Here is a 13,245-nt window from a genome sequence, read left to right as displayed (position 1 = left end):
ATATCTTTTGATTCATATATATTTTTAGGAATCCCTGAAAAACACAAAAAAACACAAGTGATTGCTTCAAGATCACTTGTGTTCATCATCATCTAAAATGAAGGGGTCTATGTGATATTATAGCCCTATATTGTAAATTTAATGTAAATATGAAGTAAAGTTTCATTAAAACAACTAATATAGATGCTCCTTTAAAATGACTCTAAATGTTGTTCCAACACCTAATTCACTTTCAACCTCAATCTCACCTTTAAATACTTCAATAATATGTTTAACAATTGCAAGTCCCAGTCCAGTTCCACCTGAATCTCGACTACGCGCTTTATCAACACGATAAAATCTTTCAAAAATACGCATTTGTTCTTCTGGTGCTATGCCTATGCCTTCATCAGTAATCTCTAAAATACAATTTCGATTTTTTTTGTAAACTTTTACATTAATATTTGCATTTTCATAGGAATAGTTAATAGCATTAGATAATAAATTAATCACAACTTGCTTTAATTTACTTGGCTCAGCTAAAACAAATAAATCTTTTTCAAAATCAAGATTAAACTTAATATTTTTCTTTTCAGCAAGCGGATGTACTACCTCGATGCTGTTAAAGACTTTTTGAGGTAAGTTTACTTTAGTCATTTCAAAATGATTCGCCTGTTCTATTTTCGAAAGTTCCAGCAGTTCACTTACAAGAACCTGGATACGGTTAGATTCTTTTAAGATGATATCCAAAAACATATCCAGTGTCTGTGGTTCATTCTTTGCTCCATCAATCAGCGTTTCAGTAAAACCTTTTATACTCGTTATCGGAGTTTTTAATTCATGTGACACATTCGCAACAAAATCTTTCCTCATCTGTTCAAGTGACTTCAGCTGAGTAATATCATGTAATACGATAACGATACCTTCTATTTTCTTTCGTTTTTTTGATAGCACAGGTACTACTGCTACATCAAAATACTTTTTATGTACATTGACAGTAATATTTAATGTTTCATTGATCGGTTTTTCAGTAACGATTGCTTCCTTTATCATTTGTTTAATAGATGGTATTTTGATTACTTTTTCGTAATGACCCTGTTCTATCGGCTGACGTTTATTGAAAAGATTAAGATAAGTTTCATTGGCAATTGCAACTTCACCATGATTATTGACGAGCATCGTTGCACTCGGAATGTTTTGTAGCGTTGTTTCAAGACGATTGCGCTGCAACTTTTGTTCATTATTTAGATCCTGTAGTGTTCTTGCAAGAATATTTGTAGATCTAAATAAATCTTTAGTTTCTGTTACACTGCTTTCAGGCACACGGACCTTATAGTTTCCGTCCGCAAGTAATTTTGATGCATATGTTACTTCTTTTATCGGTTGAATATAACTTTTATTAATGTAACGCACAATAATTAAAATAATTGGTAACATACAAAGTAAGGCCATACTAAAATATTTTAAGATTGTGTATTCCACATCTTTGACAACTTTATTTTCACTTAAAATATAGACAGTATTTTTATCATGATAACGTAACAAACTTTTTTGCAACTGACCATCATACCTATATTTCACGCGATTATCATTCTTTAATGTATATTTAGTAATAAACTTATCGAATGACTGTTTCGCTATGCCTTTTGTTTTATATAAGATATGCTCATTATTATCCATAATTAAAATTGCACTATTATAGGATTTTTCATAAGTGTGGATTAATGATCTAACACGTTTGTCGCCACTAACATACGCATTAAAAATTTGAGCATCTTTTGTCAAAGTCGCCTTATCATTCTGGATAAGCTGATCTGACAACGTAAGATGCAAAAGTGTACCTATTAAAAGAAAGCTTACAACGATAAATGTTGTAAGCATCAGTAATAATTTACTTTTAAAACTAATCATTGCGTTTTGGATTCTCTAATTTATATCCTAGACCACGAACGGTCTTAATGTATTGTGGCTGTTTAGGATTTTCTTCAATTTTCTCACGTAAATGACTGATATGCACATCAACAATGCGTGAATCACCGGCGAATTCATAATTCCATACCGAATTCAGCATGTGTTCACGTGTGATAACACGTCCTTGACGCTCAATCAAGTATATCAGTAACTCAAATTCTTTAGGGGTCAAATCTAGTAATACATCGTTTCGATATGCTTCAAAGTGTTCCGGTAAAACTTTTATCTTACCGATAACGATTTCTTTATTATCATTTTCTTCTTCTACTTGCTTTAAAGCATTCGATCTACGAAGAATAGCTTTTAGTCGAGCTATTACTTCTCTTGGAGAAAATGGTTTCGTCATATAATCATCGGCACCTAATTCTAATCCAAGCACTTTATCAAACTCATCATCTTTAGCTGTAAGCATTAATATTGGAACTTGATTTTTCTCATTGCGAACAGATTTACAGACTTCGACGCCATCCATCTTTGGTAACATTAAATCTAATACAACGATATCTGGTTTCTCACTAAAAATCTTTTCTAATCCTTCTTCACCATCATAGGCAGTTACAACTTCGAAACCTGATTGTTGTAAATTATATTGTAATAAAGTTACAATTGATTGTTCATCGTCTACTACTAAAACCTTCTGACTCATCCAATCCCTCCAAATAATTATACAATTTCATTATATATTAAAAGAATATTGAAATGCTACAACAAATCAATATTCTTCAAGCTTGAGTAGAATAATTTACATTATCTTTACAATATGGAGGAATATCAATTAAGTATTAAAGCCTTTAATATAAATTTGATTATTTTAATGATTGAATAGCAGATTTTACAGATGCTGCTGAAACATCAAATGCTTGTTGTTCTTCATCAGATAATTGCAAATCAACAACTTTTTCTACACCATCTTTATTTAAGATGACAGGTACGCCAATATACAAATCTTCATGATTAAATTCACCATTTAAATAAGCAATTGCCGGCAACAAACGATGGCTATCATTGAGAATTGCCTCCGCCATTTCTATCATTGCAGCTGCTGGCGCATAATATGCTGAGCCTGCGCCGAGTAAATTTACAATTTCAGCTCCACCATTACGTGTTCTATCGACTATTGAATCAATCGTTTCCTTATCGATTAAATCCGATAAAGGTACGCCACTCACCGATGAATATCGAATAAGCGGTACCATCGTATCACCATGTCCACCTAATACAAATCCTGTTACATCCGTTACAGCAACATTCAAAGATTGTGCTATAAATGTTCTAAATCTTGCAGTATCCAGCACGCCAGACTGACCGATAACACGATTCGGCTTAAAGCCTGAAGCTTTGTATACTGCATAAGTCATAGCATCTACAGGATTTGTTAACACGATAATGATACAATCAGGTGAATATTTCACGATTTCCTTTGTTGCATTTTCTACTATTTCCTGGTTTGTTTGCATTAAATCCTCACGTGACATCCCTGGTTTTCTCGCTATTCCTGACGTGATCAATACGACATCAGAATCTTTAGTATCTGCATAATCATTACTTGCCTGAATGTGACTATTTTGATGCAGAATAGGCATCGCTTGTGCAATATCTAAAGCTTTTCCTGTCGTAGGATCAGGACTTCCATACGTATCGACTAAAACAATATTAGCTATACCTTTGGATGCTGCAATAAATGCTGCTGTTGAACCGGTAAAACCACTACCTACGATTGAAATCTTTTTTTTCTTCATTTTTTATTCCTCCCTTTATTTTAAAAAAAGGATAGTAATTATGAATGACCTTCATATTACTATCCTTATATTTAGAAATTATAAATTGTTAATTAATTCATCAGCAAAAGCAGAGCATTTCACTTCAGTCGCACCATCCATTAAACGTGCAAAATCATATGTTACAACTTTAGAAGCAATTGTTTTCTCCATTGACTTAGTAATTAATTCTCCTGCTTCTTTCCATCCTAAATGATCTAATAATAATACGCCACTTAAAATCACTGAAGAAGGATTTACTTTATCTAATCCAGCATACTTCGGTGCAGTACCATGTGTCGCTTCAAAAATAGCGTGTCCAGTTTCATAGTTGATATTGGCACCTGGCGCAATACCGATACCACCAACTTGAGCAGCTAATGCATCACTAATGTAATCACCATTTAGGTTCATAGTCGCTACAACATCAAATTCCGCTGGACGCGTTAATATTTGCTGTAAGAAAATATCAGCAATAGAATCTTTCACTAATAATTTACCCGCTTTAATTGCTTCATCTTGCGCCTTATCAGCTGCTTCACTACCTTCAGCTTCTTTAATTTTGTCATATTGTGCCCAAGTAAATACTTTATCTCCAAATTCACGCTCAGCTAAATCATAACCCCATTGCTTGAAAGCACCTTCAGTAAACTTCATAATATTTCCTTTATGTACTAAAGTTAAAGATTTACGACCTTGATCTAGCGCATAATTAATAGCGGCACGTACTAAACGCTCAGTACCTTCCTTAGAGACTGGTTTAATACCGATTCCAGAAGTTTCAGGGAAACGAATATTTTTTGCACCCATTTCTTTTTGGAGAAATTCAATGACTTTCTTAACTTCATCCGATCCTTCTTTATACTCGATACCCGCATAAATATCTTCAGTGTTCTCACGGAAAATAACCATATCTGTATCTTCTGGACGTTTAACCGGTGAAGGTACACCTTCAAAGTAACGAACAGGACGAAGACATACAAATAAATCTAATTCTTGACGAAGCGCTACGTTTAATGAACGAATCCCACCACCAATTGGTGTCGTTAATGGACCTTTAATCGCAATTAAGTATTCTTCAATAGTATCTAATGTTTCCTGAGGTAACCATTCCCCAGTATTATCAAATGCTTTTTGACCTGCTAATACTTCTTTCCATTCAATCTTCTTTTCACCGTTATAAGCTTTCTCAACTGCTGCATCTAATACACGTACAGCTGCATTCCAGATATCAGGACCCGTTCCATCTCCAATAATATAAGGAACGATTGGATTATTCGGTACATTTAATACACCATTGTTATTAGTAATTTTTTCTGCCATTATTATTGCCTCCAGTTAAATTAATTAATTTGTTAAATAGAAGAATTAAAGATTAAAATTAGTACTTATAAAATTAACTTTAAATTGTAACTTATCTTTCTTCAATCGGCACATATTTACGTCCCACTTCACCAACATATGTTGCTCTCGGACGAATAATTCTGTTATCACTATATTGTTCCAGTATATGTGCAATCCATCCTGCTGTACGAGAAACAGCAAAGATAGGCGTAAATAAATCATGCTCAATACCCATTGAATGATAAACAGTTGCAGAATAAAAATCTACATTTGGTAATAAACCTTTTTCTTCTTTTAATATTTCTGCAATTTTCACTGACATATCAAACAATTCTTTTTGACCCGTCTCATCAGTGATTCTTCGTGACATTTCTTTTAAGTATTTCGCACGAGGATCACCATTTTTATATACACGGTGACCAAAGCCCATAATTTTTTCTTTCTTAGCAATCTTATCAGCAACATAAGCATCTACATTTTCTAAAGAGCCAATTTCACTAAGCATCTTCATCACTTGTTCATTTGCACCACCGTGCAGCGGCCCTTTTAATGCACCAGCTGCGGCAACAACACCAGAATAAATATCTGATAAAGTCGATACTGCAACACGTGCTGTAAAAGTAGATGCATTCAATTCATGATCGGCATGTAAAATTAATGCTTTGTTAAATCCTTCTTCCTGAACAGGTGTTGGTTCCTCTCCAAATAACATATATAGGAAGTTTGCTGCATAACTTAGGTCCTCTTTAGGTTTAATAACTTCTTTTCCTTGACGGACACGTGCAAATGCTGCAACTAAAGAGGCAACCTTTGCTTGAATTCTAATCGCCTTATTCATGTGAGCTGCTTCATTAAACTCATCAGCACGTGGATCAAAATGTGCTAAGTATGATAGAGATGTACGAAGACCCGTCATCGGATGCACATGATCAGCTGCATAATCTTCAAAATGACTATACATACGTGGATGTAATGTCATATTTTCAAATAATTCTTTTCTAAACTGCTTTAATTCTTCCGCATTTGGTAATCTAAAATTCCATAATAAAAATACGACCTCTTCAAACTGAGCATTCTCAGTCAGATCATCAATTTCATAACCAGCATAAGTCAACTGATCACCGATTATAGAACTTACTTTTGTATTTGATGCGACAATTCCTTCCAGGCCTTTTACTAACTCTGCCATTTTTGACTCCCCTTTGCACAGTAATTTTGTTATGCCAAATGTAACGGCTTTCACCATTTAATTATATCCAAAGTACTAACTTTTGTGAATGAATTAGGAACTTAGAAAATTTTTATCTTATGTGATAACTTTTCCTTATAATATAAAAATCACACAGTTAACTAATTCTTAAAAATATTAAGAATATTTAAAATAATGTTTGATATTTTTTTAATATAGTAAGATAATATACTTACCAAAGAGGAAAAGGGGATTTATATGACGAAACATCATCGTAACATTGAAGACAGAAATGATCTACAACGCTCTTTGTCAAATCGACATATTCAGTTGATTGCTATTGGCGGAGCAATTGGGACGGGGTTATTTTTAGGTGCAGGTAAATCAATCCATTTGGCTGGACCTTCTATTTTATTCACCTATCTTATCATTGGATTATTCTTATTTCTTTTTATGAGAGCGTTAGGTGAATTACTTTTATCGAATTTAAATTATCACTCTTTTACAGACATCGCACGTGATTATCTGGGGGATTTCGCGGGATACATTACTGGTTGGACATATTGGTTCTGCTGGGTAGTTACAGGGATGGCCGAAGTCACAGCTATAGCAAAGTACGTCCAGTTCTGGTGGCCGGACTTTCCTACATGGTTATCATCATTACTATGTATACTCGTATTAATGTTCTTAAACCTATTGACAGCTAAATTATTTGGGGAGCTCGAGTTCTGGTTTGCATTAATTAAAGTTATCACAATCATCGCATTAATTATTACTGGTCTCGTACTTATCTTTATTGGCTACAAAACTAATTTCGGTGTAGCAACCATTACTAATTTATGGTCTCATGATGGTCTATTCCCGAATGGTGCAAATGGATTCTTACTAAGTTTCCAAATGGCTATTTTTAGTTTTGTAGGTATAGAATTAATAGGTGTTACAGCAGGTGAAGCTCAAGATCCTGAAAAAACTTTACCAAGAGCCATCAACAGCGTACCAATGCGTATCGTATTATTCTATATTGGCTCTTTAATTATTATCATGAGTATTACACCTTGGGATAAAATTGATCCGAATGAAAGTCCATTCGTTAAGTTCTTTGGATTAATCGGAATTGGATTTGCAGCAAGTTTAATTAACTTTGTTGTTATTACATCTGCAGCATCATCATGTAACAGTGGTATCTTCTCAAATAGCCGTATGTTATTTGGTTTAAGTAAGAACTACTCAAAAGGAGACAATAGTTTCTTCCAGCGTACAAATAAAGCAGGTGTTCCGGCAAATGCAGTAGTTTTCTCAAGTGTTTTACTACTTTTATCAGTATTACTCAACTACATCATACCAAATGCTAATGCAGTATTTACGTTAGTTACTACAGTCGCAACTGTATTCTTTATCGTAGTCTGGTCAATTATTCTCATCGCTTATTTAGTATATTTAAAACGCAGACCTGAATTACATCAAAAAAGCATCTACAAAACACCAGGTGGTAAAGTTTCAGCAATAGTAATTTTAGCATTCTTCCTGTTTATGTTCGGATTATTATTCCTGGCAGAAGATACACGAATGGGATTATTTGTATCACCATTATGGTTTATATTGCTAGCTATCATGTATGCAGCACAAGGTGGTTTCAAAAAAGGTAACTTCGATCCACATGATTATCATTAATAACAAAAATAAGATCATCCGAATGGATGATCTTATTTTTATTTAATTTGTTTTTGCGTGTCCAACATATACTTTATTATGTGCTGCATCTACCGTAACTAATGTTCCTGTTTCTAATTTATCCAGAACATCTGCGACACCTACGATTGTAGGTTTTCCTAATGTTAATCCTACAACTGCAGCATGTGATGTTAATCCACCTTCTTCAGTAACAATCGCTAAAGCCTGTTCAATATAAGGTACCATGTCAGCATCTGTAGAAGGTGCAACAATTACTTTATCAGATAGGTCATGCCCTGCTAATTCTTCATGTGATTTTACAGCAAGTACTTTACCAACAGCAGCTGTTCTACCGATGCCTTGACCCGCAGCAATCACATCTCCAATCAGATGAATTTTCATTAAGTTAGTTGTGCCAGCTTCTCCAGTCGGAATACCTGCTGTAATAATAATTAAATCGCCATTCTCAACTGTACCAACCTCAATTGCAGCTTGTACAGATTTGTCCAGTAATTCGTCTGTCGTTGATTTTCCTGTTTTAATAACTGGAATTACGCCCCAGACAAGTGCCATATGACGTGCTGTTTCTTCATAAGGTGTAACTGCGATAATATGTGCATGTGGTCTATATTTAGAAATTGTCTGAGCAGTTGTTCCACTTTCCGTTGCAGCAACAATCGTTTGTACATCTAAATTTAAAGCAGTATGAGCAACAGAAACACCGATTGCATTCACTAATGATGATTGGTTCAATTTTGTTCTTTCAGATAATAATCGTTTGTAATCTTGTGCTTCCTCAGCTGCAAATGCAATATTGTGCATCGTCTTTACTGATTCTTCTGGATATAATCCTGCAGCAGTTTCTCCTGATAACATTACTGCATCTGTACCGTCATAAATCGCATTAGCAACATCACTTGCTTCAGCACGTGTACAGCGTGGATTGCGTTGCATAGAATCAAGCATTTGAGTCGCTGTGATAACCGGTTTACCCATAATATTACATTTTTGAATTAAATCTTTTTGAACTAACGGTACTTCTTCTGCAGGTATTTCAACACCCATATCCCCACGTGCTACCATTAAGCCATCCGAAACTTCCAGAATCTGCTCGATATTTTGGATTCCTTCTTCATTTTCAATCTTAGGAATAATATTGATGAAGTCACAATTTCTATCTTCTAATATTTTACGAATTTCTAATACATCACTCGCACGTCTTACAAATGATGCCGCAATAAAATCTACGCGTTGCTCAATACCAAAAATAATATCCTGTGCATCTTTATCGGTAATCCCCGGTAAATTCACTTTAACACCTGGTAAGTTAACACCTTTTTTGTTTTTTAATTCTCCGGCATTAATGACATCACATATAATACGTCCTTCATCATGCTTAACATCTTTAACTTTTAATTCAATTAAACCGTCATCCAGTAAAATCGTAGAGCCTACATGAATATCATTGATTAAATTTTCATATGTTACAGAGAATTCAGAAGGTGTACCTAATACTTCTTTCATATTAATTGCAACTGTTGAATCTTTAACCAGTTCTATTTTGTCATTTTCCATATTATGCGTACGAATTTCAGGACCTTTTGTATCGAGTAAAATTGCGACTGTTTTATCTAATTTCTTAGCGACTTCTCGAATTGCATCAATACGAGCCTTATGCTCTTCGTGACTACCATGGGAGAAGTTTAAACGCGCTACATTCATACCAGCATTCATTAATTTTTCTAACATCTCTTTTGATTCAGATGCTGGACCAATCGTACATACTATCTTTGTTTTTCTCATATTTATGAGCCTCCGGTATTTTAATTTAAAGTTAATATATGTGCATCAATATATTTTAAATTCACTTTTATTATATAGATAATTCATTAGATAATTCATACATCTGCTCATCAATTGCATGTGTTGCAGAGAAGATATCATCAAAAGTTGTTTTAGAAAGCTTATTGTTCTGAATACCTACAGCTAATCCAGTTTCTCCATTCATCAGTAACTCTACAGCATATCCACCTAATCTACTTGCAAGTACGCGGTCTAGACCTGATGGTGAACCACCACGTTGCATATGCCCAAGTACAGAGATACGCGTATCGACATTAATATATTTCTTTAATTGCTCACCGCATTCATGACCACTCATAACTCCTTCAGCTACAACGATGATAGAATGCTTCTTACCACGTTCAATACCTTGCTGGATTTTATCTGCGATTTCTTTAATATCCTTTTTATGTTCCGGGATTAACACAGTTTCAGCTCCGCCCGCTAAGCCAGACCATAATGCTAAGTCTCCAGCATCTCGTCCCATTACCTCAACGATAAATGTACGCTCATGGCTTGATGCAGTATCTCGAATCTTATCGATTGCTTCAATAATAGTATTTAACGCAGTATCAAATCCGATTGTAAAATCAGTCCCGTTGATATCATTATCAATCGTTCCGGGAATACCAATTGTTTTAATGCCCTCTTCATTTAATCGCTGTGCACCACGGTAACTACCGTCACCACCCACTACAACTAAACCTTCTATACCTAATTTATTTAAATTTTCGATGCCTCGTTGGCGTACTTCAGGATCCTTAAATTCTGGACAACGTGCTGATTGAAGAAAAGTACCCCCACGTTGAATCTTGTCCCCTACGGTACCACGTTCCATTTTATGAATATTATTATTTACTAATCCCTGATAACCTTGATATACCCCATAAACCTCTATATCATGGTACATTGCTTTACGTACTACCGCACGTACTGCTGCGTTCATTCCAGGTGCATCCCCACCACTTGTTAATACCGCTATCTTTTTCATAGTATTATCCTCACCTTTTGTCTATTGATACTTTTAAATTAACACAATCCAAAGCTTATATCCATTAAAATCATGTATTATAACAGATGTAAACGTTTTATATTTTTTCAAGATAAAAACCCGTCTTATTTTATAAAACGGGTTTAATTAAAGCTTACATTTGGTTTTCATTTTTGTAACAACTGTATAAATACAGAACGATAAATTTACATTTCACTTCCAATTGCTCTAAATTTATCGTATCTTTGATTCTTTAATTGCTCAGGTGATAACTGTATGAGCTCATCTAAATGCTTATTGATCACGTGATCAATCAACTGACTTTGTTGTGGCAAATCAAGGTGTGCGCCACCCTTAACTTCACTGATCAATTCATCTACAATATTTAATTCCAGTAAATCCGGTCCTGTTATTCTCATACTTTCTGCTGCAAGCTGGGCAAGACTGCTGTCTTTCCATAATAGTGCTGCTGCTCCTTCAGGAGAAATCACAGAATAAGTAGAGTTTTCAAGCATTAATAAGCGATTACAAATTCCTAATCCAAGCGCTCCACCACTTCCGCCTTCTCCAATTACAATAGAGATAACCGGGACAGTGAGTGCTGCCATTTCAACTAAGTTTCTTGCGATTGATTCACTCTGGCCACGTTCTTCAGCAGCTTTACCAGGATATGCACCTTTCGTATCGATAAACAATATAATCGGACGTTTAAACTTTTCAGCTTGTTTCATTAATCTTAATGCTTTACGGTAACCTTCCGGGTGTGCCATACCAAAATTTCGAAATATGTTATCTTTCGTATCTTTTCCGCGCTGGTGACCTATGACAGTGACAGCCCTACCTTTATAACGTGCGATACCCCCAATAATCGCAGGATCATCACGAAAATTTCTGTCCCCATGTAATTCAATGAAGTCATCAAATATTTCTTCGATATAGTCAAGTGTTGTAGGACGCTCAGCCAGACGTGCAATCTGTACACGTTGCCATGGTGTTAGATTATCATAGATATCATTAAATTTTTCGACGCGTGAAATTTCCAGTGTTTTCACCTCATCACTTAAATCTACACCTTCATTCGCCATATATTTTTTTAATTCTTCAATCTTACGATCAATTTCATACAAAGGTTTTTCAAAATCTAAAGCCATAGTTATTCCCCTTTCGAATGCATCGCAATGATTTTACTGAGCGTCTCTTTCATATCTTTGCGATGTACCACTTTATCCAATTGGCCATGCTCAAGTAAAAATTCAGCAGTCTGAAAATCTTCTGGTAGTTTTTCATTGATAGTTTGTTCAATGATACGTCGACCGGCAAACCCAATTAAACTTTCCGGTTCTGCCAGATTAATATCACCCACTGACGCAAAACTTGCAGAAACTCCACCTGTCGTTGGATGTGTCATATATGAGATAAATAACAATCCTTTTTCACTATGACGTTCTATTGCTACACTCGTTTTGGCCATCTGCATAAGGGACAAGATGCCTTCCTGCATTCTAGCGCCACCACTTGCGGTAAAGATGACAAAAGGTAACTCATGTTCAGTACAATAATCAATTAATCGACTGATTTTTTCACCTACAACCGTTCCCATCGATCCCATTCTGAATCTGGCATCCATTACACATATTCCAAATGGATGTTGGTCAATACGCCCTACCCCAGTCACAACAGCTTCATTTAAGCCTGTCTTTTCTTTATCACTTTCAAGTTTTTCAGAATAATTCGGGAAAGTTAATGGATTTTGCGAGGCGATTACCTGATCAAATTCCTCAAAACTATCCTTGTCAGTAATAGCTTCGATACGCTCATATGCACTTAATGCAATATGATGGTCACAATGAAAACATACATTTAAATTTGAACTTAGCTCCTTTGTATACATAATTTTTTTACATTTTGGACATTTTACCATGATACCTTCCGGTACATCATTGTCTTTCATATGTTGAACAGCTACATATTTTTTCTTTTTATTGCGTTTAAAAATATCTTTGAACATATTATGACTCCTCTATTTCATATGTCTTTTCAAACTGCTTTAATAATTTCCATACACGAAACATTATCGTATTTCGCGCTTCAATTGCTTCATTAATGGGCTGTTCTGGATGTGAATCCATTGCAATCCTTTCTAACATATGTATAAAATCAGTGATTTCTGCTTGCTGCGTATCCGTAGTAATAACGTAGCCTGCAATCATCTCTATGAATTGATTATTGTCCATTTCAGTTATATAAGTACCTTCACCACGTCGAGTTTCAATAACTCCCAGCATTTCGAGTGCGCGCAGTGCTTCTCTGACACTTGAACGGCTAATATTCAAACTCTCGCTTAAGTAACGTTCAGACGGGAGCTTATCTCCAGCAGTTAAGTTTTTCCTTTTGATGATTGTATTAATTTCAGTAATTACAGTATTAAATCCTTTATTCGGTATTGGATTCACACCATTACCTCCTTCATTATAAAAAACCTTAGTGGTCTGACCACTAAG

The 13,245-nt window shown here is 35.0% G+C and carries 11 protein-coding genes; 1 reads left to right on the top strand and 10 read right to left on the bottom strand.

All coding sequences use genetic code 11. The annotated features are described in order from the left end of the window. Positions 1-174: 174 nt before the first annotated feature. The 5 genes from pnpS to ACMGE6_RS08655 form a co-directional block, all read right to left on the bottom strand. Positions 175-1,890: a two-component system histidine kinase PnpS gene (pnpS, locus tag ACMGE6_RS08675; protein WP_414053466.1), complete on the bottom strand. Its 1,716-nt coding sequence runs from the start codon at positions 1,888-1,890 to the stop codon at positions 175-177. Then, positions 1,883-2,596, bottom strand: coding sequence for a response regulator (locus ACMGE6_RS08670; RefSeq protein WP_414046108.1), 714 nt, complete (start codon positions 2,594-2,596; stop codon positions 1,883-1,885). Before ACMGE6_RS08670 ends, pnpS begins: the two co-directional genes overlap by 8 nt. Positions 2,597-2,756: 160 nt before the next feature. Continuing rightward, positions 2,757-3,689 carry a malate dehydrogenase gene (gene mdh, locus ACMGE6_RS08665; protein ID WP_414053465.1) on the bottom strand — a complete coding sequence of 311 codons (933 nt, stop codon included), beginning with the start codon at positions 3,687-3,689 and terminating at the stop codon, positions 2,757-2,759. A 78-nt stretch (positions 3,690-3,767) separates the two neighbouring features. After that, positions 3,768-5,036 carry an NADP-dependent isocitrate dehydrogenase gene (icd, locus tag ACMGE6_RS08660; RefSeq protein ID WP_414048192.1) on the bottom strand — a complete coding sequence of 423 codons (1,269 nt, stop codon included), beginning with the start codon at positions 5,034-5,036 and terminating at the stop codon, positions 3,768-3,770. A gap of 85 nt (positions 5,037-5,121) precedes the next feature. Next, entirely contained in the window at positions 5,122-6,240 is a 1,119-nt protein-coding gene (locus ACMGE6_RS08655; RefSeq protein WP_414046106.1) for a citrate synthase, read from the bottom strand. Between the two features lie 258 nt (positions 6,241-6,498). On the opposite strand from ACMGE6_RS08655, the gene ACMGE6_RS08650 reads away from it, so the two are divergent. After that, entirely contained in the window at positions 6,499-7,911 is a 1,413-nt protein-coding gene (locus tag ACMGE6_RS08650; RefSeq protein ID WP_414053464.1) for an amino acid permease, read from the top strand. A 42-nt stretch (positions 7,912-7,953) separates the two neighbouring features. Here ACMGE6_RS08650 and pyk read toward each other — a convergent pair whose 3' ends face one another. The 5 genes from pyk to ACMGE6_RS08625 all read right to left on the bottom strand — a co-directional run bounded on the left by pyk (position 7,954) and on the right by ACMGE6_RS08625 (position 13,197). Then, positions 7,954-9,714 carry a pyruvate kinase gene (pyk, locus tag ACMGE6_RS08645; protein WP_414046104.1) on the bottom strand — a complete coding sequence of 587 codons (1,761 nt, stop codon included), beginning with the start codon at positions 9,712-9,714 and terminating at the stop codon, positions 7,954-7,956. Between the two features lie 70 nt (positions 9,715-9,784). After that, the gene (gene pfkA / locus ACMGE6_RS08640) at positions 9,785-10,744 is read right to left on the bottom strand and encodes a 6-phosphofructokinase (protein WP_414046103.1); all 960 of its coding nucleotides are present in this window, start codon (positions 10,742-10,744) and stop codon (positions 9,785-9,787) included. A gap of 206 nt (positions 10,745-10,950) precedes the next feature. Beyond that, complete coding sequence (accA, locus tag ACMGE6_RS08635; protein WP_414046102.1) at positions 10,951-11,895, bottom strand: acetyl-CoA carboxylase carboxyl transferase subunit alpha; 945 nt, start codon at positions 11,893-11,895, stop codon at positions 10,951-10,953. A gap of 2 nt (positions 11,896-11,897) precedes the next feature. Then, positions 11,898-12,752, bottom strand: a complete 855-nt coding sequence (accD, locus tag ACMGE6_RS08630; protein WP_414053463.1) for an acetyl-CoA carboxylase, carboxyltransferase subunit beta — start codon at positions 12,750-12,752, stop codon at positions 11,898-11,900. A 1-nt stretch (position 12,753) separates the two neighbouring features. Further along, complete coding sequence (locus ACMGE6_RS08625) at positions 12,754-13,197, bottom strand: FadR/GntR family transcriptional regulator (protein ID WP_414053462.1); 444 nt, start codon at positions 13,195-13,197, stop codon at positions 12,754-12,756. Between the last annotated feature and the right edge of the window lie 48 nt (positions 13,198-13,245).

It is taken from the genome of Macrococcus equi (genome assembly GCF_047426745.1).
Classification (GTDB): domain Bacteria; phylum Bacillota; class Bacilli; order Staphylococcales; family Staphylococcaceae; genus Macrococcoides; species Macrococcoides equi.
The sequence above is the reverse complement of the archived record's forward strand: the minus strand, read 5'-3'. Positions and strand labels throughout refer to the sequence as shown.